This window comes from Fibrobacter sp. UWB12 (assembly GCF_900142485.1).
Taxonomy (GTDB): domain Bacteria; phylum Fibrobacterota; class Fibrobacteria; order Fibrobacterales; family Fibrobacteraceae; genus Fibrobacter.
Map to the genome: position 1 here is coordinate 318,464 of NZ_FRAZ01000004.1, position 22,762 is coordinate 341,225.

Here is a 22,762-nt window from a genome sequence, read left to right on the forward strand (position 1 = left end):
ATTTTAAATTGCTGGCCATAAACGCCCCAAATGCATCTCAATTATTGTATATTAATGGCGAAAAAACAAGGAGATTACATGAGTCAAATTGTCTCTAAATTCCAAGAACTTGGGCTGACGCTCCCCGCCTGCCCCGCACCGGTTGCCGCTTATGTTCCGGCAACGCGCTTTGGCGATACGATCATTGTTTCTGGGCAGTTGCCGTCTGTGAAGGGAGACTTTTCCGCCTTTACCGGTATTGTTCCGAACCAGATTTCTGTGGAAAAAGCTAAGGAAGCGGCACAGATTTGCTTCTTGAACAACATTGCCGCAGCCCTCACGCAGTTGAAAGCCGGCGAAACACTCCGCCTCGTTCAGATCCAGGGTTTTGTGCAGTCCGCAAACGATTTCCACGACCAGCCGATTGTACTGAATGGCGCAAGCGAACTTGCTGTACAGATTCTCGGAGAAAACGGGAAGCACGCCCGTACGGCTGTTGGCGTTTCAACGCTCCCGAAGAACGTCGCTGTCGAAATCAGCTGCACGTTCCAGGCGATCGCAGAGTAAGTACAAGAAATAATGGATCCTATCGCCTTTGGCTCCAGGATGACGGATTAAAGCACCAATTTGCGGATCCACTCGCGCATGTGGAATACGGAATAGCCCGAAGTCAGCGACTTCTGGGCTATTTTTGCACCCCATTCCGTCGCCATCTTTTGGGGATTCAGCGGGAACCCAACACGGCCCAAATCCAAACGGTCCGCATCAAAGCACGTGTCTATCGTAACAATTCCCGTACGCGGCTGAATCGTGTGGAGGCGGCACGCATCATAGAGCCAGCCAAAGCGTTCATCGTCCAATTCAAAAAGCTTTTCCTCGCGGCAACGCTTTGCAAATTCTGCGCCGCGTGCACCATGTTCACGGTCGTATGCATCATCCAAACGCTGCGAGTCGTGGAAAATCGCAAACAAGCGCACTACGTCAATGTCGGCGCCAGTCTTTTTCGCCAGGAGGAGCCCATTGTACTCCACCTGATGCCAATGCTCAATGCCATGAACCTCGGACTCATAGAGCCGATTCTCAAAAGCAAAGTTCATTAAAGCCGCGAAATCGATCATTATTTCCCGTAATTTTCCTTCAGGTCCATGAGGCGTTGCAGCGCTTGCATCGGAGTCATTTCCTCGGGCTTGAGCCTGCGAATTTCATCCTTGAGCAAAAGCGTGTTTTCGTCTGGCGGTGCAAACAAGTCCATCTGCGGCTGCGCCTTGATTTTCTTGTTTTGCGCCTCGTCGCTCGGGTCAATCTTCTGCTTTTCCAAACGGAGCAAAATCTTGCGAGCTCGGCGCACCACGTTAGGTGGGAGCCCCGCCATCTCGGCCACGTGAATACCATAGCTCGAATCGCAAGCGCCTTCGAGAATCTTATGCAAGAACGTGAGCTTGTCGCCCTTTTCCTGCACGGCCACTTGGAAGTTTCCGGCATGTTCCAGCGATTCCACAAGCCCCGTCAATTCGTGATAGTGCGTTGCGAAAAGCGTGAGCGCCATGCGGGCAGGCTCGCTGTGGAGAGTCTCGACAATGGCCCATGCAATCGAGAGGCCGTCAAACGTACTCGTACCGCGACCAATTTCATCGAGCAGCACAAGGCTATGCGGCGTCGCATTGCGGAGGATATTCGCCGTTTCGATCATCTCGACCATGAACGTACTGAGACCACGGCTCAAGCGGTCGCTTGCGCCCACACGCGTAAAGATGCGGTCCACCACACCAATGCGCGCACTTTCGGCAGGCACAAAGCAGCCAATCTGCGCCATGAGCACAATGAGCCCCGTCTGGCGCAAGTACGTCGATTTACCGGCCATGTTCGGGCCGGTGATGAGCATCAGTCGCGTACCGTCCGGCGAGAGCGTCACATCGTTCGGGACAAAGTTCAAATCAGGATTCACCGCGACAATCACCGGATGGAAACCGCCGCGAATTTCAATACCCGTCCCTTCAAAAACTTCAGGGCAAACGTAATTGTACTTGCGGGCCGCACGAGCAAAGCTGTACAAGCTATCGACTCGGGCAATCGCATCGGCAATGCCCTGGAGCTCGGCGCGCCAGCTGTTCACGCGTTCGCGGAGTTCGCAGAAAATCTTGTATTCCAACGCATGGATGTTGACTTCGGCATTGCTGATGACGGATTCACATTCCTTCATCTCGGGCGTGATATAGCGTTCGCCGTTCACCGTCGTCTGCTTGCGGATATACTCGTCCGGAATCGGCTGCGTGGCCTTTGCCATCTGCGCCTTCGTGATTTCGATGTAGTAACCGAACACGCGGTTGTAACCGACCTTCAATGACGGGATTCCGAGGCGTTCGCGTTCACGTCCTTCCAACGAAGCAATCCATTCGCGGCGTTCCTTGATGTCCTCGTTCATCGCATCGAGTTCAGCACTTGCACCCGGGCGGATCATTCCACCTTCGCGCACGGTCATCGGCAAGTCATCATTGAAGTACTTGAGCAAGTCTTCGCCACGGCCCTTTGCCGCGTTCAGCGTTTCACGTAGACCTTCAAAAAGCGGCGCATGCAAGCCTTCCAAAACGTCAGCGACCTTTGATGCCTGCGAAAGGGAACGTCCCATTCCCGCGAGGTCACGCGCATTTGCACGACCGCTACCGACACGGCCCATCAAGCGCTCCATATCGAGAATCGACGTGAGCGATTCCTTGAGTTCATCAAGCGCCACAGGATTCTGGACAAGCTCGCCCACCGCTTCTTCGCGTTCGCGGATGCGGTCCACAGCAATCAACGGATGGCTCACCCAGTCCTTGAGCGTACGCCCACCCATCGCCGTCACCGTAAAATCGAGCACCGAGCAAAGCGTGCTGGAATAATCGTCAGCATTCAGCGGACGCACGAGTTCCAAGTTGCGCAGCGTGCTCGGGTCGAGCGTCATGTAATCGTCCAGATTCAAGATCTCGAGCGTCGTAAAGTGCGACAGTTCGGACTTTTTCTGGTTGATCAAATACTGGAGCAATGCGCCCGTCACGGACGTTTCAAAAACGCGACCATCCAAGCCAAGGCCATCGAGCGCTTCGACCTTGAAGTGCGTAAACAGCACATCCTTTGCCTGGTCTTCTGCAAACAAAATCGCCGGAAGTTCGGTGACCAAGACGTTTTCCGCCTTGATCAAGTCCATAATCGCAGCTGGGATTGTCGTCCCTTCGGGAATCATGATTTCCTTGGGCATGCGGCGGCTAAACTCGCATTCGAAAGCCTGAACACTGCTACGGCACGTGGCCAAGTAACCCGTCGTCACATCAGCAATCGCAAACGCAGCCACATCCCCATTTCCGCCCTTTCCATCATCGCTTGTCGCGGGGACATAAGCGCAAAGGTAGTTTGCCTCTTTTGCATTGAGGTTTTCTTCGTTCATCGCCGTGCCGGCGCTGATGATTTCAACAATATCGCGCTTGACAATGCCCTTTGCAAGTTTCGGGTCTTCGACCTGTTCGCAAATGGCGATGCGGTAGCCTGCGGCCACCATCTTGGGCACATAGCGTTCAGCTGCGTGGTGCGGGAACCCGCACAAAGGCGTTGCACCGGAGGCGCCGTTATTGCGGCTCGTGAGCGTTAAACCTAAAATTTTCGAGGCGATTACAGCGTCATCTTCAAAAAGTTCAAAGAAGTCGCCCATGCGGAAAAACAAAATGCAGCCAGGATTTTCTTTCTTGATTTCGTAATATTGCTGCATCAACGGAGTAACGGCCATTAAGCATCTCCCATAGACAATTCAATCTGGTCAGTCGATTCTTCGAGCGGAGTCGGTTCTTCCGGAGCGTTATCAGGCTTGGAGTACTGCGGCACCAAAGCGCCCGCTTCCAAAAGTTCACTGAATTCGCGCAAACGCGGCAAATCTTCCGGAATGCGATTGATACCAAAGTATTTCAAAAATTCTTGCGTAGTCACGTAAGTATAGGGGTTACCGACCGTTTCCGCTCTTGCGCCCAAAGTAATAAAGCCCTTGTCAAGCAAGTTACGGATCGGACCATCCGCAGACGAAACGCCACGAACCTGTTCGATGGCAGCCTTCGTAATCGGCTGCTGGTACGCAATCACGGCAAGCGTTTCAAGAGCTGCCTGCGAAAGGCGTCTTGCATTTGCTTCCGGGAAGAGCTTGCGCACCCACGGATAATACTTTGCACGTGTTCTAAAGCGGTAACCGCCCGCCTGTTCCACAATTTCAAACGGAGACTGAATCTTGTTCAAAGAATCGTTCGCTGTAATGAGCGCATCCGCCACAGAACGAGCGTCCAAAAAGTCACCGAGAATTTCGCGAAGCTTCTTGAGCGTCACGACATCCGGAGACGCAAAGACGAGCGCCTGTATAATACGAGCCAGGTCTTCCCTACTTTCAACTTTCGGGAGTTCCGCCGATTCTTCGGCCAGTTCTTCGACATTCTGATCTTCAGCCATACGTTTGATCCTTTTGTCTAAAGCGGTCTAAAGTCACCTAGTTAGAATACAACCAAGTCGTTCTTGTGGATAAGTTCATCAGGAACATTCTTGCCCAAGATTTCGTGCACTTGGGCAGTCTTCTTGCGAAGCACAAGTTTGAGCGTTTCGCTATCAAAACCAGCAACACCGCGAGCCACAGGATTCTTCTTTTCGTCCTGGACTTCAATCAAGTCGCCCTTGTCAAAATGCTTCTGTACCGCAATCACGCCAACCGGCAACAAGCTCGAATGATTTTCACGCAAAGCCTTCACGCCGCCTTCATCGACAATCACGCTTCCACGCGGCGTCGTAATGAAGCTCAGCCAGCGCTGACGGCTATTGAGCTTTTTCTTGGAACCTGCAAACAACGTACCTGTTGCATTTTCAAAGAACACCTGATGCGGGAGCACCTTCATACCGCTAGCGAGGAACGCATTCGCGCCACTCTTCGTCACATTGCGAATGGCTTCGAGCTTGCTCCTCATGCCGCCGGTACTGACGGCGGACCCGGCCTCGCCGGGCTTTCCGGCGAGTGCCAAAATCGCAGGCGTGATTTCAGGAACAAAGTTCAACAAGCGGGCGTTCGGATTCTTCTTCGGATTGTCATCAAACAAGCCGTCTTCATCCGTAAAGATGAGGAGCAAGTCTGCATCAAGGAAGAGCGCCACATCGCTCGAGAGCTTGTCGTTATCGCCTACCTTGATTTCGGCAACGGCCAAAGAGTCGTTCTCGTTAATAATCGGAACAATCTTACGAGCAAGCATTGCCTTGATGGTGTTTTGCAAATTCTTGTAACGTGCACGGTCACGGAAGTCTTCTGCAGACAAAAGAATCTGACCGACGGAGAGTTGCACCCAGCGGAACATTTCGCGATAAGCGTACATGAGGTCAATCTGACCCACGGCAGCGCAAGCCTGCTTTTCGGCAAGCACGGTCGGCTTTTGGGCATAACCCAGTTCAGCCATGCCCGTACCCACAGCGCCACTCGTGACAATGACGACTTCCTTGCCGGCATCCATCAAGCGAGCCACGGAATCCGCGAGCTTCTGGATGTATCGCGTACGAACGCCACCACGCTCGGAATCCACGAGAATGCGAGAACCAATCTTCACCACCACGCGGCGAGCTTCATCTAAAATGTTCTTTCTTAATTCACTCATTTTTCAGTCGTTAGTTATTAGTCAATAGTTTACTTGCACACCACCAGGCGAATGGCATCGAGGCGGAGTTGCGGGTTAGCCACAATCTTCTTGCGTTCCTGCACGTTCTTGCGGAGCTGCTTCAAAGCTTCGCTCGTACCCGCCTTGCCACGCATCGAGAGCAAATGGTTCATGCGCTGGTATTCCTGTTCCGAACGAGCTTCCACGGCATTTGCCGCTTCTTCGGCATACTTCTTAGCCTGTTCAGAAACAATCAAGCGAGCCTTCGCAAGGCCATCCTTAGCAAAGTAACGGAGCGTCATATCGACAGCGGCATTGCCCTGCGGAACGCCAACGTCCTTGAGCGCAGCATTCGAAAGAGCATCGAAATGTCCAGACATGTTTTCGCCCTTCGCATTCACGAGCACCTTGAAATACTTCGGCCCTGCGATATCGGCACAGCCCCATTCTTCGGACACCGGAAGTTCCACAGCAAAGTTGTACTGCATCATGAGTCCGCGCAAACCAGAGTTCGGCCAAATCGCGCAAGACACCGTTCCGCGACCCATGCCCGTTTCGTAATCGAACACGCCTTGAGCAAGCGGATGATCCAAGCTGATAAATTCAATATCGTCGTGCGTCATCGCGACATCGCGATCGAACGTGACAGTCATGCAGGTGCCGCCATTCGTACGGCCATCGCCTTCCGAATCGCCGCCACCTTCGCCACACAAATCCGTCTGGCTGTTCACGCGGCCTCCTCCAGCGCTATACACGCCAGAAGCAAGTTCCGGCATGCCTGGCACGGAGCCCGCTTCGACTTGCGGTCCCATCGTGATAAGGAAACAACCCGACACAGAGCTCTTTTCGACATCAAGTCCGCGGTTCGTCAAAGAATCAAACACAAGATTCTTGAGTTCCGGTTCGGCATCAAGTTCACGAATTTCATCCGTGATTTCCTTTGCCTTTTCAGGATTGCGGGAGTTAAATTCCAGCAAGCGGTCACGGCCGTTTTCGATATGCTTACGCATCTGCTCACAGTCTTTCTTGACCTGCGGGATGACGTTCTTCACAAAGTTTTCAAGGCTAGCGCGCGGCGTTGCCAAAGCTTCAATCAAGGATTCCGTGTACTTGAGGAAGAGTTCACCACCGCTCATGAGCGGAGCGCCAAACGAATTCAAACCTTCGTTATACCAGCGGAACATCACTTCCTGGCCAGAGCCCTTCACGTACGGCACGTGGATGATGATGTCCTTGTCCTGACCAATGCGGTCCAAGCGGCCAATACGCTGTTCCACAAGAGCGGCATCAAGCGGCAAGTCGAACAAGACCAAGTGATGAGAGAACTGGAAGTTACGGCCTTCGGAACCAATTTCAGAAGCGATGAGCAAGTTAGCACCATCAGGCTTGCTGAAGTTTGCCGCAGCCTTGTCGCGCGCCATGATGCTCATATCTTCGTGGAACATCACAAACGCACCTTCGCCCAAAAATTCAAGGAGCAAAGTTTCAAGCGCCTGCACCACCTGAATCGATTCGCAAATCAACAAGACCTTTTCGTTCTTGTATTCCTTGAGGAATCCCTTAAGCCATTCAAAGCGTTCATCCAAATGCCAAGCATCCGAGAACCTTGTGCAAAGGAGACCATTCTCTTGAATGTCAGTCGATGCTTCGAGGTCACGATCGGCAGCCACTTCAACCATTTCGCGGTAAGCCGGATTCGGTTCGAGCGGAATTTCATCGAGCACACGCTTCGGGAAACCGCCCACGCCCTTACGCGTATTGCGGAACACCACAGAACCCGTGCCCATGCCATCGACAATGCGGCGCATCCATTCACCCGCCGTCATGGATTTTGAATTTTCCTGTTCAAGCCACGGACGAATTTGCGAGTTCTTCGGGACACATTCGTACAAGTCATCCCAGCTCATGTGGTGGTTCGGATCGGTCGGAAGCTTATTCAAATCTCGCACAAGCTTGAGGTATGCTTCCTGGTCCTTGATAAAATCGTTATAGTCTGCAAAACGCACCGGATCGAGCATCTTGAGTCGGTTGAACTGCGATTCCGGATGGAGCTGGAGCGGAGTACCCGTCAAAAGCAACACACCCTTCGAACGTGCAATCACTCTGTTCGCAAGCATGTACTCGTGGCTCGTGAAACCATCCTCGCACACCAGATGGTGGGCTTCGTCGATGATGGTCATGTCCCAGCTCGTCTTCAAGAGGTCTTCGATCAATGCAGGCTGCGCCATCAAAAAGTCAATGGACACGATGATGTCGTTACTCTGCATGAACGGGTTCGGCTTCGTTTCGTCTTTCGCAACCCCCACAAAAAGCCCGCGGATATAGCCTTCGTCCACCAGCGTAAAGAGCTGGTTAAAACGACGTTTCATTTCAATCATCCACTGGTGCTTCAGCGTTTCCGGGACAATCACGAGCGTACGCTGGATGCGGCCCCTCGACTTGAGCGCATGCCAAATCATGCCCGCTTCAATCGTCTTACCCAAACCCACTTCGTCCGAAAGCATAAGCCTCGGGAGCGTCGAACTTGAGCATGCGCGGTAGCAAAGGTAATACTGGTGCGGAATCATGTTCACACGCGGACCAATCATGCCACGAACCGGCGAAGACGTCCACTTGTAAAACATTTCCATCGCATCTTCATGACGTAAAAAATCGCGTGACGAGCAAACTTCGTCATCGGCCAAAGCCCTAAACAGCACAGCCGGTCGAGCCGTCGAAAGTTTCGAACTCAGCTCGGATTCCTTCATCTCCTTGCCGTTTCGTCCGACATAAACCATGATACCCGAATCTTCGCGAACAGAGTCCACCACAAAAGAGACTCCCTTTTCGCTCTTGACAGTCTCACCCACTTGCAACACAAAACGTTCAATAGGAGCTTCTTCGGTTCTGTAAATTCGAGCTTGACCGATTGAAGGGAACAAAATCTTGACAGTACGTCCCTGGACTTCGGAAACAATACCAAGTCCCAGGGTGGGCTCGGCTTGGCTAACGTAACGCTGACCAATTTTAAACATCATCATAACCCCTAAATTTACAATTTTTTCAAAAATTCGGCTTGCGAACTTTTTACTAAATTATTCCACAACATGAAATGGTTTTACATTGACACTTCAATCACCGACGGGGACAGGCGCCAAGGCCCTTTCTCTATCGACGAAATCAGGAATTTTGTCAACGAAGGCAAAATAAAAGATGAAACTCTTGTTTGGCATAGCGGTGAAACAAATTGGAAAGCTTGGAAGGACTATCCCGAAGCAACCGAGGCACCGGAACCTACAGAAGAAGAACTCCTGAAACAGACTATCGAGACGCTTCTCCAAAGCAAACTGAGTCGCAAACGTTTTGCAGGATTTTTTGTACGCGCCAACGCATTTGTTATAGACAACATAATTCTTTCTGTTGTCGGTGCAATTTTCCTTTATTTGTTAAGTCTCACGGGTTTTATCGATTTGAATGCCGTTACCGAAGTAGCAAGGCAATATATTGAAGACCCGACTTCTTCCGACATCGTCGCCAAAGCGCTCGAACTTCCCGGAATGTCTACATTCTTTACCATTTGGAGCATTGTCCAAGCGGCTTACTTTATCGTATTCCATGCCATTTGGGGAGCAACCCCCGGCAAAAAGCTATTCCACATTCACGTAGAAATGGCTGGCGGTGAAAAGCTCTCGTGGGCATTCTCGATTTTCCGCTTTATCGCAAGCATCGTAACGCAAGCGACTATTATCTTTTATGGTCTAGGCTACCTTATCGTCCTCATCGACCCGCAAAAAAGGGCTTTGCACGACTTTATCGCAAGAACACGAGTAGTCCATGACCCGATAGAACAAAAGTTTAATAAAGAGGTTTAATTTATATGGATCAGTTTATCGTTCCTCAAGTAAAAGCACCAGTCAATGGTGAAGTTGAAATTTCTGGTGCAAAGAACGCAGTACTTGCCGTCATGGCCGCAGCCCTCCTCGCCGATGGAGTTTCCGAAATCACGAACGTTCCGCACTTGAAAGACATGAAGACCATGTCCGATGTGCTCCGCGTTATCGGTTGCCACATCAACGGCGGAAGCCATGTTTTGAAAATCGACACTCATGGCGTAGACCACTTGGAAGCCCCATACGAACTCGTGAAAACCATGCGTGCCAGTTTCTACGTGCTCGGCCCACTCGTCGCAAGATTCGGTCGCTGCCGCGTATCGCTCCCCGGCGGATGCGCCTGGGGCCCGCGTCCCGTTGACCTGCACCTCAAAGGTCTCGAAGCTCTCGGTGCAAAGATTACCGTTACGCACGGCTACGTCGAAGCGACATGCGAAGGCCGCCTCCCCGGCGGAAACTTCAACTTCCCGATTTCTAGCGTCGGTGCAACGGTCAACGTATTGATGGCGGCGACACTCGCCAAGGGCGTAAGCGTCCTGCAAAACGCCGCTCTCGAACCCGAAATTGATAACCTCATCGACTTCCTCACCAGCATGGGCGCAAAAATCCAGGGCCGCGGAACGCGCACCCTCACCGTCCAGGGTGTGGAATCCCTCCGCCCGGGTACAGGCGTCACCATCCCGGACCGCATTGAAGCAGGCACGTTCCTCTGTGCCGCCGCCATCACGCGCGGCCGCGTCAAGGTCACGCGAATCATCCCGGAACACATCGCCTCTACGCTCGATGCGTTCCGCGAAATTGGCTGCAAGGTCAACGTTGGCGCCGACTGGGCCGAAGTTGATGCACGTCAGCAGGAACTCAAGCCGATGAGCCTTGTGACCCTCCCGTTCCCAGGATTCCCGACCGATATGCAGGCCCCGTTCATGGCAACACTCCTCTCGATTCCGGGCAACAGCCTTGTGCAAGATACCGTCTATAACGACCGTTTTAAGCATGTCGCTGAACTCGAACGTTTGGGAGCCTCCATCCAGCTGAACGGCAACACAGCAACAATCAAGGGCGGCCTCCCGCTCGAAGGTGCCGACATCATGGGTTCCGACCTCCGCGCAAGTGCAGCTCTCGTGCTCGCAGGCCTCATTGCAGAAGGCGAAACGACCATCAGCCGTATTTACCACCTTGACCGTGGCTACGAAGATTTCGAAGCCAAGATGGCTAAGATTGGCGCCACCGTCAAGCGTTTCAACCCCGACGCCCGCGACGAATAAAAAATCATGCCCGCCACCAAGCGAGCAAAAATCTCTTTATATGAAATCGGCAGGCGCATTCGCCTGCCATTTTTTTACGTCACCCTGAGACCATTTCTCACCTCGTCATCCTGAGGCGAAGCCGAAGGATCCTGTTATATTCCGTAATGCGCAATTATCGCATCTGTTCGCGGCAAACTTGTTCTGCCGAGCGCCCGTCCGTAGACTTAAATTCTAGCATAGACTGTAATTGCAAGGCAGCCTGTTCCTGTTCCGTTGTCGAAGCACAAGTATTGTTTGAAAGAATCTTCTGCAAGTACTGCTTTTGACGTTCCAAATCACATTCCTTGCCGAAAAGCGATGCAAGTTTGAACATGCTAGCACAAGCCTTCAATCCTTGCGGGTATGTCTCCACGAGATTTGTCAATATCGTCTTGGCTTTTGCCACCTGATTCACTTCAATCAAGCAAAGAGACATCCAATAAAGAGCGCCTTCAGCCATTTCGCCCTTTTTCACAAGCTCATAGACCTGCTTAAAACCATTGTACGCAAGTTTGTATTCACCACGATGGTAATCTGAATGAGCCGCATTGAACATCGTCTCCGCTTCCACCATTTTTTCGGCGTTAGCATCCGATTCCATCACAGCGCTTGCCGCACCATTGCTTACCACAACCTTTTTGGCTAAAATCTTATCGGACTTTCCGATGAGCATATCCAAACGATATTTAATTTCTTCTTGGCGCGTATCACGGCGCACCGATTCTTCACTCATGCGTTTTGTAAGAAGAGACACTTCGGCCTGCAAGCGCTTCTGCGCCACGGCAGCAGCATCGAGCTGAGCTTTAATGCTATCGAGTTCAACCTTAAGCGCATTATTTTCAGCCGAAAGAGCCTTATAGGCAGAATCATTTTTTACCATAATTTCATCGCCTACAGCCTTCATTTCTTTTGTACGCAGTATAGTAATGCTACTGCATCCCGAAAGCATAAACGATGCCAAAACAACACCTAAAGAAATCGCTTTAAAATTCATAATTCGCCCCCTACTCGTTATTTGCAATGGATACGCGGAAATGGGCTCTGCGGTTCTTGGAATATGCGCTTTCGTCAGAACCCTGAACCTTCGGGCGTTCCTTTCCGTAACTTACAGACATCAACCTGTTTCCATCCACACCATATGCAATCAAGAAATCCCTCACGACACTCGAACGACGAGCTCCTAAAGAAAGATTATAATCTTCGGTACCGCGAGCATCCGTATGCCCTTCAACCGTAACAAGGAAGCGGGTTTCATTTACCAAAATTTCTGCCACTTGTGCAAGCAGACGCTTTGCATTTTCAGTCAGTTCGGAGCGGTCATAATCGAAGTAAACGTCTTCGAGCATAATGCGGTTGATCATTTCTTCCAAGCGAGCACGATCGGCTTCAAGGCGTTCTGCTTCCAAGCGAGCCAAGGAATCGGCACTCAACGTGTCCGCAATAAGAGCATCGAGATTGAGCGAGGAATCCGCAGGTGCTTCCGGCGCAGTTTGCGGTTGAGGATCCGTCTCCGGTTTTTCCTTGCTGCAGCCCCAAGCAAACAAGGCTACAGCCATTCCCATCAACGTGAGTTTAAATATCTTACCCATATTTTACGCTCCTCTATTTATTTTTTCTCGTCAAAAAACCAAGACCATGTGGGCGACATATTTTCGGCACCATTCGTAATGCGAGTCACGCCGCTTCCATCTTTACGCATAATATAAATTTGATAATTGCCGCCACGGTCACTGGCAAACGCAATCAGCTTGCCATCCGGCGACCAAGTCGGGTGTTCATTGTTCCCTGCGTTCGATGTGAGCTGGATAATATCCGTTCCATCCAAAGCGCACGTATAAATATTCATTTTGCCATCGTCCATCGATGTATAGACAATGCGGTCACCATCCGGAGACCAGCTCGCACGTTCATTGTAATGGCCCATATATGTAATGCGCCTTACATCCGAGCCATCTTTACCAACAGCATAAACCTGCGGAGAACCGCCGCGGTCACTTGTAAAAAGCACTTCACTTGCAAACGGGCTCCAAGAAGGGCTCACCTGATTCGATTGCAAATGCAAGAATTTCTGAGCAGAGCCAGTCTTCATATCACCGCGATAAATTTCAGTTTTCGCCCCATCCATCACCGCGAAAAGGAGTTCACCGGTCTTTGGGTTCACTGCAGGGCTAAACGTCTGCTTGTACTGCGTAAAGAGCGGAGTTTCTTTACCGCCAAACGTGATGGCATAGAGGTTCGGGTGCTGTTTGCGGAAGTTCACATAAACTAAGCCCTTATTGCCTTTTTGCCAAACGGGCATCGTATTAATCGAAGAATCACGCGTAATCTGGCGGCGGGAAAATCCATCGTAATCGGAAATAACCACCTGCTTCATACCATCGATTTTCGAGACATAAGCAAGCTTTGTCGAAGCGACACCACGTTCACCGAACAAGCGATAAACGACCTTGTCAAAGAACGAATGAACCGCCTGACGCACGTCATAAGGCTTCACGGTATAGCTTTCGCCGAGCAAGACATCCTTTGTTTCAGCGGCATACAAATAACAATCGAGCTTGATTTTTCCGTCAGAAAGTTTCGTGGCGGTACCGGTCACATACTGGCGTGCGCGCTTCTTGCTAAAAAGCACCAAGTCAAACTTATCCGAAGGAACGGCTTCAAAACGCCCGGAGAGATTCGCATCACGCGTCAGAATCTTATGCGGAGCTTCGCTCGTCCACTTAATTTGTCCATTTTCTTCAAAAGGCACAACACCTATCGGCATCGTCTGGAAAACAGAAATACCCACATCCACAGCAATCGTATCAATCGCCGCAAACGAAGGCACCGCAAGCGCCATCGCAACAAACACAAAAAGCAATTTTATTTTTTTCATAGTTATTTTCTAGTTCGGCGTAAAGTTAAACTGCAACACAAGACTTGCGCCTTTGTACGTCGGCGGAAGTTCCGGCAACTTCGAGATTTTCACGGCACGCATTGACAAGTGGTCCCAAGCAGTATTCGAAGAAGAACGCTTGAGGAATACGCTCGTAATCATGCCCGAACGTTCCACCGTAAACTGCACCGTAGTCTTTGCATCTCGATCAATCGTAAGCCCGTTCGGCGGATTGAAATTGCTCATGATTTTTGCCTTAGCGCGTTCCAGGAACACCTGCATCAGCGGGTCCATATCAATCGGGTTCACCGCCTTGAGGCTAGGCATTTCAAACGACTTCTGCAAATTCAAATCGTCGATATTGAAGTCATCGTCATCCTTCGGCTTTTTCGCAGGCTTTTTCTCGACTTTTTTCTTCTCGACAGTTTTCTTTGCAATCTTTTCCACCGGCTTTTCAACAGGCTTCTCGACGGGCTTCGGCTTTTCGACCTTTTCTTCCGGTTTCTTTTCTTCGGCCTTGGGTTCCGGCACAGGCACGGGTTCCGGCGTATCCGGCTTCACTTCGGGAGCGGGTTCTTCGGGCACCTGCGGAGCCTCCGGCTCGAGCGTCTTTTCTGGAGTCGGTTCCGGAACAGGCTCCGGTTCAGGAGTCGTTTCGGGCACAGGTTCTGGAGGAGCCGGTGGCGGAGGTTCTTCCTTCGGAGCTTCTTGCGGTTCAGGTTCCGGCAAAGCCGCCTTAGCCACAGGTTGCTGAACAGGCTCATCGACCTGCACCATTTCGAACACGGGAATTTCTTCTGCAGGCTTGCTCAAATCAATATTATTGAGGCCAATCAAAGTCCCGACAACCGCCAAATGAAACACGACAGCACACACGATGATATTGAACAAAGATCCATCGTTTTCCGTCTCGAAATATTGGATATGGTCCCTATTTCTTTTCATTTACCAATTCGTCTTTTGGGGTCATCGTCAAAAAACCGAGTTTCGTCACACCAAGTTTTTGCACTTGAGTCACAACCTTCATCACAAAGCCATAGCTTACCGCTTCGTCCGAGTTGATGACCACCGCCATTTCGCCATTCCACAGCGACTTGAAAATGCTTTCGAAACTTTCCATATCCACCTGCATATCGGCAATGAATATTTCAAGATTCTTGGTGATAGAAACCTTTAAAAGTTTTTGCTGTTCCATCGTCGGAGCCTTTACCTGCGGGAGATTTACCTTGACTCCCTGACTCATCAATGGCGCACACAAAATAAACACAATCAAGATAGCGAACACGATATCGATCATGTTCGTGAGGTTCAGTTCTTGCTTTAAGTCCTTACGGCGGCTGCGTTTCACGCTTCCTCCTCGGCAACTCCTTCAACAGCAAGCATGTCCCCTCTTTTGAACAAACTTAAAACTTGAGAGCCAAAGTTATAGTACGAAGTTTCGTTGCTTCCATTTTTCGAAGTAAAGTAATTGTACCCGGCAGAAGCAGGGATTGCAACCACAAGGCCCGCAACCGTAGTGATAAGCGCCATGGCAATACCCGGAGCAACAACAGTCAAGTCAGCAGAGCCATGATGACCAATCTGGAAGAACGCAATCATGATTCCCCAAACGGTACCAAGCAAGCCAAAGAACGGAGCCAAGTTAGAACTTGTCGCCAAGAAAGTCAGGTAACGGTCTTCGTCCATGCGAATACCTTCAATAGAGCGCTGGATAGCATCTTCAAGCAAAGAGGCTCGATGCTGAAGGGATTCGTAACTCACTTTTCCCTTGAACTTGGATACTTCGTTCAAGACTTCAACGCTCAGCAAACGCAATGCGCTATCGTTAGAAACTGTACAAAGCTTTTGCAGTTCCGAAAAATGTCTCAGCTTGCCGAACTCTTTAAAGAACTTTGCATTGGCACGCAAATTCGACTTGTGCTTAAAGAACTTCACGATGATGATTCCCCAGGAGCCAAGCGACATAAAGGCGAGAATTCCAAGAATAATCATCGTCACAATATCGGACTGCGTAATCATTTGCCATACAGGTACAGTATTGTTCAAGACAACCTCCAAAAAATATTTACAAAAATATACATGCTATATTATAATACAAAAAAGCACTTAAAAAAGAAAACACAAAGCAATAATCAACACTTTTTTTGACAAATGCAGCGAAACTACATTTTTACATGATATTTTTTGTATATTAAAATCACAAAACAATATTAATGGATTTTTATTCCAAGGAGAAAACAATGAAAAAACTCATCGCATGTCTCGCTCTTGCAGCAATGTTCGTAGGTTGCTCTAGCAATCCTCCGCAGACTCCGCAAGAAAAGCAAGCAAGCCTTCTCATCGAAATGCAGATGCAGAAGAAGAGCTACCTCAAGCAGCACATCCCGGCCGGTATCGGTATCGGTGAATCCGCTGACGAACAGATTGCTTACGAAAAGGCCGACCAGAATGCACGCGTAGACCTCGCCAAGTCTATCGATGCACAGACCAAGGCTTTGATCAAGAACTTCAAGGAAGATGTGAGCGATGAAATTGCCGAACACTTCCAGAGCACGTCCAAGACTTCTGTTAGCCAGCGCCTCAACGGTGCAACGCTTTCTGACGTCAAGGTCGAAACGACTGCAGATGGCAAGTTCAAGGTTTATGGCGTTATGACGCTCGACTCTGACCTCGTCTCCGAATACATCAAGATGCTCGAACAGCAGGAAAAGAAGGAAGAAGCTGAAAAGATTCGCGCCGCTGCTGAAAAGGCTTACGCAGAACTTGACGAAATGGACGACTAATCCAACTTAAGTTTCAAGCAAAAAGACATTGGCTTAGCCAATGTCTTTTTTTTATATAATCGCACACACGCGCCAATTAACGGTGTTCGTTCGTCGTGGGCTCCATGCCACGGAAGAACGCAAGCCCGTCAAAATCATCCTTGAGCGCCTGCACAGTCGCACCAATCATATAAAGGCTACCGGTAATAAGAACCGGCGAGCCATCCGTAACATTAGCGCAGACGTCATTGAGATATTCACGAGAAAACTCGCCCGCACTAGCAACGTTCAATCCAAGTTTTTCAAGTTCGCCCTGCAAGTCTTCCAGTTCACGAAATCGCGGATACGGAGTACGCGTAATATGCCAATGACTTACATGCGGAGCCATGAGCTTGAGCATTTCGCCCACATCCTTATCGCGGAGTGCACCAAATACGCAATGGAACTTTTGATTTGGGTAATACTTGTCCAACGCTTCGACCAAACGACGAACCGCATGAGAATTATGAGCGCCATCTAGAACAAACTTCGTTATGCCGTTTGCATCGATTAGCTTTTGCATGCGGCCCGCCCAAGAGCGTGTCGTAAGAGTCTTGAGCGCAAGCGCTTCATCAAAATTCTTCAAGAACAGTTCCGCCGCCTTGAGCGAAAGGCTTGCATTTTCAATATAATGTTGTCCTAAATTCGGAAGTTCAATATCATTACGAATTGTAGGAACGACACACGAACATCCGTGCGAAGCCGCATAAATTTTGGCTTCTGCAATCAGCGAATCACTCAGGCCACCAAGCACAAACACCTTGCTATGGCCATTAGAAAGAATATTTTGTGCAGAACCGGCAACGCCCATTTTTTCTTTGAGAATTGCGCTTTCCGTGCTTCCAAGAACTTCAGTGTGCTCCAGCCCGATACTCGTGAGCACAATCAATTCACCATCGGCAACAGCAGTGCTATCCAAGCGACCGCCCATGCCAGCTTCAAGAACGGCAACATCGATATTTTGTTCTGCATAATAGAGGAACGCGACAATAGTCAACACTTCAAAGAACGTCGGTTCGACTTGAGCTTCTTCGGCAGCCGCCTTGACTTTCAAAAGCAAACGTCCAAGAGATTCTTCATCAATCGGCAAATCGTTTACGCGGATGCGCTCGCGCAAGTTCACCAAGTGCGGACTCGTATAAAGTCCCGTCTTGAGGCCATGCGCCTGCAAAATTCCAGAAAGATAATAGCTCGAAGAACCCTTACCGTTCGTACCAACAACATGAATCGTCTTGAACTTTTTTTGAGGATTTCCAAGGACTTCGCAAAGTTTACGCGTAGAAGCAAGCCCAGGCATCATCCCGAAAATGAGCCGGGAATTCAAATATTCTAATCCGTCTTGAAGCATATTGTAAATATAAAAAAAACAGAAGCTAGGTAATAGGTATTAGGAATTAGGGGTTAGGTAAATAAACACGGCAAAGCCGTCTAATTAAACGAGCGAAGCTAGTGATACTTATCCTAAAACCTATAACCTAACACCTACATAATTGATTACATTTATCTTGTTCACTTTTAAAATCAAGGGTTATTTATATGAAAGTTTCAGCAAAAGCTGTCGCTTTGCTTTTCTGCGTTTTTGCAGCAACATCATTCGCCAAGGTCAATCCTTTGGCTGCACCACAACATTACAATTACCGCGATGCAGGCAAGCAGATGCGACGCATCTACTATGGTGAACTCCAGGAAACGCTCTACTGCGGATGCCGCTATCTCGACAAAAAGAAAGTCGATTTCAGCACCTGCAATTACAAGCCGCGTGAAAACCCGAACCGCAAGAGCTACAAGCGCACCGAACGCATCGAATGGGAACACATCGTCACCGCCCATAACATGGGCCAACACCTCCCCTGCTGGCGCGACGGCGGTCGCAAGAACTGCAGCGCGAACGACACCACATTCAAGATTATGGAAGGCGACCTTCACAACCTCTATCCCGCCATCGGTGAAGTCAACGGAGACCGCAGCAACTTCATGTTCAGCCAGTGGACCAACACTCCGGAACCCATGTACGGGCAGTGCGAAACCATCGTCGATTTCAAGGACAAGAAGGTCCAACCCCGCAAAGAAGTCCGAGGCCTGATTGCCCGCGTACACTTCTACATGGAAAAGACCTACAACATCAACCTTTCCAAGCAAGACCGCAAGCTTTTCGAAGCTTGGGACAGGGCATACCCCGTCACAGAACGCGAATGTGAGCGCGACCGCCGCATTTTCAAGGTCCAGGGCGACCACAACCCGTTTGTCTTCGAAAAATGCCAAGAACCAGCCGCACCGGTCGAGCCTGTTGACAGCCTAAAAGCAAATAACTAAATTTGGGACTCCAAATCTCGCATGTCGTGCCAAGCTCTGCCAACATGCGAGCGTAACCAAAGAGCTTCCTCAAAGAGGTAAATATGTCCTCCTTCCGCGGACCTAAAGGTAAAGTAGCACGCTCTCTCGGCGTTGCCGTTTCTCAGAAGACTCAAAAGGCTCTCGACCGCCGCAACTTCGCACCTGGCCAGCATGGTCAGACCCGCAAGAAGTCTGCTTCCGTTTACAAGCAGCAGTTGGTCGAAAAGCAGCGTCTTCGTTTCACCTACAACATTTCCGAAGCTCAGCTTGCCAAGGCATACAAGGAAGCTAACCGTCGTGAAGGTTCTGCAGGTGACAACCTGATGATCTTGCTCGAAACTCGTCTTGACGCAGTCGTCTACCGCATGGGTTTTGCCCGTACGATCTTCGCTGCTCGTCAGTACGTTGCACACGGTCACTTCACTGTGAACGGTGTTCGTAGCTTCTCTCCGAGCCGCCTCATCAAGGCTGGCGACGTGGTTGCCGTTCGTGAACAGTCTAAGGAACACGTGCAGATCAAGGAAGCAATCGCTTCTGCAGCTGCCGCTCCGGAATACTTGTCTGTCGATCTCGGCAAGATGCAGGGTACTCTCGTGAAGCTTCCGCTCCGCGACCAGATCCCGGTCAAGCTCGAAGAACAGCTCGTCGTGGAATACTACTCCAGGTAGTAAACCGCTTAGAGTTGCAAAGACTCAAGCTTTTAAAGACGCTCGCAGAAATGCGGGCGTTTTTATTTGTTTAGGCTACATCCTCACAAAGTGTTGCTAGACGAGCTTTGTCCACAATCTACGCAAAAACCCGATTTTTTGAGGTTCATGACGAGATTGGCAATCGGTAGACGGTTGTTCAATGGGAACGGATTCTTGCACTTCGGGGACTGGTACTGCAACGGGGTCAACTTATTTTTGCTCAACGGCAGTAGGTTGTTTGCCCATTGCGGTCGCATCCATTACACGCCACATATCGGCAAGTTTTTTGAAGTAGTTTGCGGCATACACACCATCACGTCTTACTCCATCGTTATATAGTTTCATCCAGCTTTCTGCATTAGCTTCGCATTGTTTAACCATTTCGTCGCAATGACTTTTGCTAAATATGCGTTTAGGAGCAGCAGGAATATCATAGTAGGAGTACGGCTCGACAATACCATGCGCCCGCTTACCGATATATTTCTTGATTAGCTGCATAAATTCAGCAAATTCTTTTTCCGGCAATATCCGCGAAATGTAGTTAGACATGCTATACATAGCATCAGCAAAAATATATGTTTTTTCTGTTGCACGATATGGAAATTTTGACTCGATTCTTCCTTGCCAATCATAGCACAAATGACATATACCAGTATCGGAAAAACCGGCATAGGTGCTTTGGTCGTCTGCATTAGTAGCGATAGACATAACGCGACCATTAGTCAATGAACGAACTACCCAAATGCTAGGATGTCCCTCTATCTGAATATCCAAACAATTACCGAAATGGTCATAAGTATAATGTTCCTTCCCATGGTCTCGGATTTGGGTTATCCAGGCCCCAGTACGATCAGTATGGATAATCGCATCTTGATAGAAAGAACACCCGCTCGGTATTGTCGGTGGGCATAACTCATATTGCTTGTATCTACGCTTAACCCCTTTATTCTCCTCGGCAAAGCCGAGCATTTCATTAAATAAAGGATGACTCTTCATAATACGCTTGGAGAACATGTTTACAAAAGCGTATAGTTGAGAGTCGGTAAAAATATTGTTCGGGTGCTTGATGCAACGGGCCAAATAATAGTGGGCTAGTATATGATTGCGTTTAGAAAGGCGAACGATGTTTTCCGGTATCATATCTAGCGATGATACAAGCCTTGTCTTTTCACAACCTAATACATATTTGTAAAATGCAGCCGGAACAATGTGGTGTCCTTCCAGATCATTTCCGGCATCTGCTGTGGATATAAGTTCGATGTACTTATTGGCGTATGGATTGTACAAATCAATGCAGTCGCGCAAATGTGGTATCATTTCAATATCCATTAGTTGTTCTTCTGGGGGTTATGGTCAATCAGCAACATTTGGGGTGGACATAGCCTTTCGTTCATAAAGAAACTAACGATTTACAATAAAATGCGCTTTTTCTTCAAAAGACAAATCGTTGATAGACTTCCCCACTTTTTTTGCATACTCCACAAGAGCCCGATGATCGTATTTACAAGCAGGCGGATTGCGGTATGGATCAGGAAATCCCAAATACTCGCACTGAACATCTGATAAATTCATAGTCTTTTTATCAGTTCCACTCATATGTATAATTCTCCAAAAGCCTTTGAGCAGTATTAGTTTCAATCAAAAAATGATACGGATGAAGGATTCCCACAAAGAAACACCCTAGAGCATTAATATAATGATTTAAAAGGTCTTTGTTAAGGGCGAAGCCATAAACAAATCCATCATACCCCCATTAAAAAGACATATCTACGGCAATCGCAAAAAGATGTCCCCCAACCCCATTATATTTCTTTTTTCCATACAAATGGACATTATTTTGGGGAGCTGTACTTGCCCAATGCAGTTTATTCAATCGTTCCTGTTTCTAGATTCTTGAGGCAAGGAACCATTTCATCAAGCCATATATCAACACAGCCTTTTATTATTCTATTCATTTTTTCTCCAATCGTTACAAACAAAAAAAAAACGACTTTAAAAGTTTCACGAGATTAACATAACTACTTTAAATGTCATAATCTGGCATTTATCATTTTTTTTCGAAAAAAACATCATTTTTCTTAAAGCAGTTCAAAACACATCAAACAGTTTTTGCATTTTCCACACGCAAAGTAATCTCGCAGTCCAATACATTTCTATTTTACTTGTCATGAGAAACATTTTTGAAGAAATTGGTAAGACTCCCGCCGAAATCGAGACAAAACTCAACAAGGCTTTCGCACAGCTCTTTGAGGGCGACCGCGAAAACGAACGCATTTGCTTTGACAAGGGCAACGACATGGCCTACATCGTGGATATCGGCCACAACGACATCCGCTCCGAAGGTATGAGCTACGGCATGACTGTTGCCGCACTTCTCGGCAAGCAAGACCTTTTTAACAAGCTCTGGAAATTCGCCAAGACGCATATGAAGAATACCGAAGGCGACCTCGCCGGTTATTACTCCTGGCAAGTTTCAACCGCCGATTTCACGATGATGGACCCGGGTGCAGCCCCAGATGGCGAAGAATATTTTGCCGCAGCTCTCCTTTATGCCGCCAAGGTTTTCAATAGCGAAGAATACAAACGTGACGCCATCGAGCTCATCAACGATATGGCGCACAAGCCGCAAGCTGGCGATGTGTACACGATGATGGACGTGAATGCCGGCCTCGTGCGATTCTCGCCCATGAAAGGTAACGATTACACCGACCCGAGCTACAACACGGTCGCCTTCTACAGAATGTACGGTGAAGCAAGCGGTGATGCAATTTGGAACAAGATTGCAGACAACAGCGTTGCCTATTTGAAAAAGGCTTGCCACCCGGTCACGGGACTTGCCGCCGACTACAGCGAATTTGACGGAACGCCGAAGAAAACACCATGGCATCCGGAAAGCGATTGCTTCTGCGGTGATGCTTGGCGCGTCGTGTGGAACATCGGACTTGATGCCGCCACATTGCAAGACAAAGGCGAACGCGCAGACGTGAGCGAATGGGAAGTTTCTGCGGTCAAGAAAATTCTCGGCTACCTCAACAGCCGGCGCCCGTATCTCGCCGACATGCGTGTCGACGGGAGCGCGTTCCCGCGCGAGGCAAGGCCTGCTACGGGCGGCCTGATTGCCATGAACGCAGCATCGACAGTAGCACTCCCCGCAGGCGATCCGCTCATCAAGCCATTTGCAGAAGACTTGTGGAATATGGAAATCCCGACCGGACTCTGGCGCTACTACGACGGACTCCTGTATATGCTCGGACTCCTCGCCTGCTCCGGGAAATTTAACGTTTAAA

Annotated in this window: 21 protein-coding genes; 7 read left to right on the top strand and 14 right to left on the bottom strand. The window is 49.3% G+C overall.

Features of this window, described 5'->3' with window-relative positions; genetic code table 11:
* Positions 1 to 78: 78 nt before the first annotated feature.
* On the top strand, positions 79 to 546 hold the full coding sequence (locus tag BUA34_RS08155) for a RidA family protein (protein WP_072828233.1): 468 nt from the start codon (positions 79 to 81) through the stop codon (positions 544 to 546).
* 47 nt (positions 547 to 593) lie between these two features.
* On the opposite strand, the gene BUA34_RS08160 is transcribed toward BUA34_RS08155, so the two are convergent.
* The 5 genes from BUA34_RS08160 to rapA are packed head-to-tail and all read right to left on the bottom strand — an operon-like array spanning position 594 to position 8,641.
* Entirely contained in the window at positions 594 to 1,076 is a 483-nt protein-coding gene (locus tag BUA34_RS08160; RefSeq protein WP_254794385.1) for an HD domain-containing protein, read from the bottom strand.
* A gap of 20 nt (positions 1,077 to 1,096) precedes the next feature.
* The gene (gene mutS / locus BUA34_RS08165) at positions 1,097 to 3,736 is read right to left on the bottom strand and encodes a DNA mismatch repair protein MutS (protein ID WP_072828235.1); all 2,640 of its coding nucleotides are present in this window, start codon (positions 3,734 to 3,736) and stop codon (positions 1,097 to 1,099) included.
* On the bottom strand, positions 3,736 to 4,440 hold the full coding sequence (gene scpB, locus BUA34_RS08170; protein ID WP_012820032.1) for an SMC-Scp complex subunit ScpB: 705 nt from the start codon (positions 4,438 to 4,440) through the stop codon (positions 3,736 to 3,738). The genes mutS and scpB overlap by 1 nt, the downstream gene beginning before the upstream one ends.
* A 41-nt stretch (positions 4,441 to 4,481) precedes the next feature.
* On the bottom strand, positions 4,482 to 5,621 hold the full coding sequence (gene proB, locus BUA34_RS08175) for a glutamate 5-kinase (protein ID WP_012820033.1): 1,140 nt from the start codon (positions 5,619 to 5,621) through the stop codon (positions 4,482 to 4,484).
* Positions 5,622 to 5,650: 29 nt separating this feature from the next.
* The gene (gene rapA, locus BUA34_RS08180) at positions 5,651 to 8,641 is read right to left on the bottom strand and encodes an RNA polymerase-associated protein RapA (RefSeq protein ID WP_072828236.1); all 2,991 of its coding nucleotides are present in this window, start codon (positions 8,639 to 8,641) and stop codon (positions 5,651 to 5,653) included.
* 66 nt (positions 8,642 to 8,707) lie between these two features.
* On the opposite strand from rapA, the gene BUA34_RS08185 reads away from it, so the two are divergent.
* Both BUA34_RS08185 and murA read left to right on the top strand, forming a co-directional pair.
* The gene (locus BUA34_RS08185; protein WP_072828237.1) at positions 8,708 to 9,472 is read left to right on the top strand and encodes an RDD family protein; all 765 of its coding nucleotides are present in this window, start codon (positions 8,708 to 8,710) and stop codon (positions 9,470 to 9,472) included.
* A 5-nt stretch (positions 9,473 to 9,477) separates the two neighbouring features.
* Complete coding sequence (murA, locus tag BUA34_RS08190) at positions 9,478 to 10,755, top strand: UDP-N-acetylglucosamine 1-carboxyvinyltransferase (RefSeq protein ID WP_072828238.1); 1,278 nt, start codon at positions 9,478 to 9,480, stop codon at positions 10,753 to 10,755.
* 154 nt (positions 10,756 to 10,909) lie between these two features.
* Here the strand turns inward: murA and BUA34_RS08195 are convergent, their stop codons facing one another.
* The 6 genes from BUA34_RS08195 to BUA34_RS08220 are packed head-to-tail and all read right to left on the bottom strand — an operon-like array spanning position 10,910 to position 15,697.
* Complete coding sequence (locus BUA34_RS08195) at positions 10,910 to 11,770, bottom strand: tetratricopeptide repeat protein (protein WP_072828239.1); 861 nt, start codon at positions 11,768 to 11,770, stop codon at positions 10,910 to 10,912.
* Positions 11,771 to 11,780: 10 nt separating this feature from the next.
* A complete protein-coding gene (locus BUA34_RS08200; RefSeq protein WP_072828240.1) occupies positions 11,781 to 12,365 on the bottom strand; it encodes an OmpA family protein in 585 nt (194 codons plus the stop codon).
* A 17-nt stretch (positions 12,366 to 12,382) separates the two neighbouring features.
* A complete protein-coding gene (locus tag BUA34_RS08205; protein WP_072828241.1) occupies positions 12,383 to 13,651 on the bottom strand; it encodes a PD40 domain-containing protein in 1,269 nt (422 codons plus the stop codon).
* Positions 13,652 to 13,660: 9 nt separating this feature from the next.
* Complete coding sequence (locus BUA34_RS08210; protein ID WP_072828242.1) at positions 13,661 to 14,596, bottom strand: energy transducer TonB; 936 nt, start codon at positions 14,594 to 14,596, stop codon at positions 13,661 to 13,663.
* Positions 14,583 to 14,999, bottom strand: a complete 417-nt coding sequence (locus BUA34_RS08215; protein WP_072828243.1) for an ExbD/TolR family protein — start codon at positions 14,997 to 14,999, stop codon at positions 14,583 to 14,585. The genes BUA34_RS08210 and BUA34_RS08215 overlap by 14 nt, the downstream gene beginning before the upstream one ends.
* Positions 14,996 to 15,697 carry a MotA/TolQ/ExbB proton channel family protein gene (locus BUA34_RS08220; protein ID WP_139255903.1) on the bottom strand — a complete coding sequence of 234 codons (702 nt, stop codon included), beginning with the start codon at positions 15,695 to 15,697 and terminating at the stop codon, positions 14,996 to 14,998. Before BUA34_RS08220 ends, BUA34_RS08215 begins: the two co-directional genes overlap by 4 nt.
* A 194-nt stretch (positions 15,698 to 15,891) precedes the next feature.
* Here BUA34_RS08220 and BUA34_RS08225 point away from each other — a divergent pair, with 194 nt between their 5' ends.
* A complete protein-coding gene (locus tag BUA34_RS08225; protein WP_072828245.1) occupies positions 15,892 to 16,434 on the top strand; it encodes a putative periplasmic lipoprotein in 543 nt (180 codons plus the stop codon).
* Between the two features lie 76 nt (positions 16,435 to 16,510).
* Here the strand turns inward: BUA34_RS08225 and BUA34_RS08230 are convergent, their stop codons facing one another.
* The gene (locus BUA34_RS08230) at positions 16,511 to 17,776 is read right to left on the bottom strand and encodes a bifunctional folylpolyglutamate synthase/dihydrofolate synthase (protein WP_254794386.1); all 1,266 of its coding nucleotides are present in this window, start codon (positions 17,774 to 17,776) and stop codon (positions 16,511 to 16,513) included.
* Positions 17,777 to 17,988: 212 nt separating this feature from the next.
* On the opposite strand from BUA34_RS08230, the gene BUA34_RS08235 reads away from it, so the two are divergent.
* Complete coding sequence (locus tag BUA34_RS08235; protein WP_072828247.1) at positions 17,989 to 18,765, top strand: endonuclease; 777 nt, start codon at positions 17,989 to 17,991, stop codon at positions 18,763 to 18,765.
* Between the two features lie 83 nt (positions 18,766 to 18,848).
* Positions 18,849 to 19,454 carry a 30S ribosomal protein S4 gene (rpsD, locus tag BUA34_RS08240; protein ID WP_072828248.1) on the top strand — a complete coding sequence of 202 codons (606 nt, stop codon included), beginning with the start codon at positions 18,849 to 18,851 and terminating at the stop codon, positions 19,452 to 19,454.
* A gap of 231 nt (positions 19,455 to 19,685) precedes the next feature.
* On the opposite strand, the gene BUA34_RS08245 is transcribed toward rpsD, so the two are convergent.
* Together BUA34_RS08245 and BUA34_RS08250 are read right to left on the bottom strand one after the other, a co-directional pair.
* Entirely contained in the window at positions 19,686 to 20,804 is a 1,119-nt protein-coding gene (locus tag BUA34_RS08245) for a hypothetical protein (protein WP_072828249.1), read from the bottom strand.
* 72 nt (positions 20,805 to 20,876) lie between these two features.
* On the bottom strand, positions 20,877 to 21,071 hold the full coding sequence (locus tag BUA34_RS08250) for a hypothetical protein (RefSeq protein WP_072828250.1): 195 nt from the start codon (positions 21,069 to 21,071) through the stop codon (positions 20,877 to 20,879).
* 571 nt (positions 21,072 to 21,642) lie between these two features.
* Between BUA34_RS08250 and BUA34_RS08260 the strand changes: the two genes are divergently transcribed.
* On the top strand, positions 21,643 to 22,761 hold the full coding sequence (locus tag BUA34_RS08260) for a glycosyl hydrolase family 8 (protein ID WP_072828251.1): 1,119 nt from the start codon (positions 21,643 to 21,645) through the stop codon (positions 22,759 to 22,761).
* Position 22,762 lies beyond the last annotated feature (1 nt).

Coding starts and splice junctions, on each gene's coding strand:
- BUA34_RS08225 (WP_072828245.1), top strand. CDS start 15,892: ATGAAAAAACTCATCGCATGTCTCGCTCTTGCAGCAATGTTCGTAGGT.
- mutS (WP_072828235.1), bottom strand. CDS start 3,736: ATGGCCGTTACTCCGTTGATGCAGCAATATTACGAAATCAAGAAAGAA.
- rpsD (WP_072828248.1), top strand. CDS start 18,849: ATGTCCTCCTTCCGCGGACCTAAAGGTAAAGTAGCACGCTCTCTCGGC.
- BUA34_RS08245 (WP_072828249.1), bottom strand. CDS start 20,804: ATGGATATTGAAATGATACCACATTTGCGCGACTGCATTGATTTGTAC.
- BUA34_RS08195 (WP_072828239.1), bottom strand. CDS start 11,770: ATGAATTTTAAAGCGATTTCTTTAGGTGTTGTTTTGGCATCGTTTATG.
- BUA34_RS08185 (WP_072828237.1), top strand. CDS start 8,708: ATGAAATGGTTTTACATTGACACTTCAATCACCGACGGGGACAGGCGC.
- proB (WP_012820033.1), bottom strand. CDS start 5,621: ATGAGTGAATTAAGAAAGAACATTTTAGATGAAGCTCGCCGCGTGGTG.
- rapA (WP_072828236.1), bottom strand. CDS start 8,641: ATGATGATGTTTAAAATTGGTCAGCGTTACGTTAGCCAAGCCGAGCCC.
- BUA34_RS08205 (WP_072828241.1), bottom strand. CDS start 13,651: ATGAAAAAAATAAAATTGCTTTTTGTGTTTGTTGCGATGGCGCTTGCG.
- BUA34_RS08155 (WP_072828233.1), top strand. CDS start 79: ATGAGTCAAATTGTCTCTAAATTCCAAGAACTTGGGCTGACGCTCCCC.
- BUA34_RS08235 (WP_072828247.1), top strand. CDS start 17,989: ATGAAAGTTTCAGCAAAAGCTGTCGCTTTGCTTTTCTGCGTTTTTGCA.
- murA (WP_072828238.1), top strand. CDS start 9,478: ATGGATCAGTTTATCGTTCCTCAAGTAAAAGCACCAGTCAATGGTGAA.
- scpB (WP_012820032.1), bottom strand. CDS start 4,440: ATGGCTGAAGATCAGAATGTCGAAGAACTGGCCGAAGAATCGGCGGAA.
- BUA34_RS08160 (WP_254794385.1), bottom strand. CDS start 1,076: ATGAACTTTGCTTTTGAGAATCGGCTCTATGAGTCCGAGGTTCATGGC.
- BUA34_RS08260 (WP_072828251.1), top strand. CDS start 21,643: ATGAGAAACATTTTTGAAGAAATTGGTAAGACTCCCGCCGAAATCGAG.
- BUA34_RS08210 (WP_072828242.1), bottom strand. CDS start 14,596: ATGAAAAGAAATAGGGACCATATCCAATATTTCGAGACGGAAAACGAT.
- BUA34_RS08250 (WP_072828250.1), bottom strand. CDS start 21,071: ATGAGTGGAACTGATAAAAAGACTATGAATTTATCAGATGTTCAGTGC.
- BUA34_RS08200 (WP_072828240.1), bottom strand. CDS start 12,365: ATGGGTAAGATATTTAAACTCACGTTGATGGGAATGGCTGTAGCCTTG.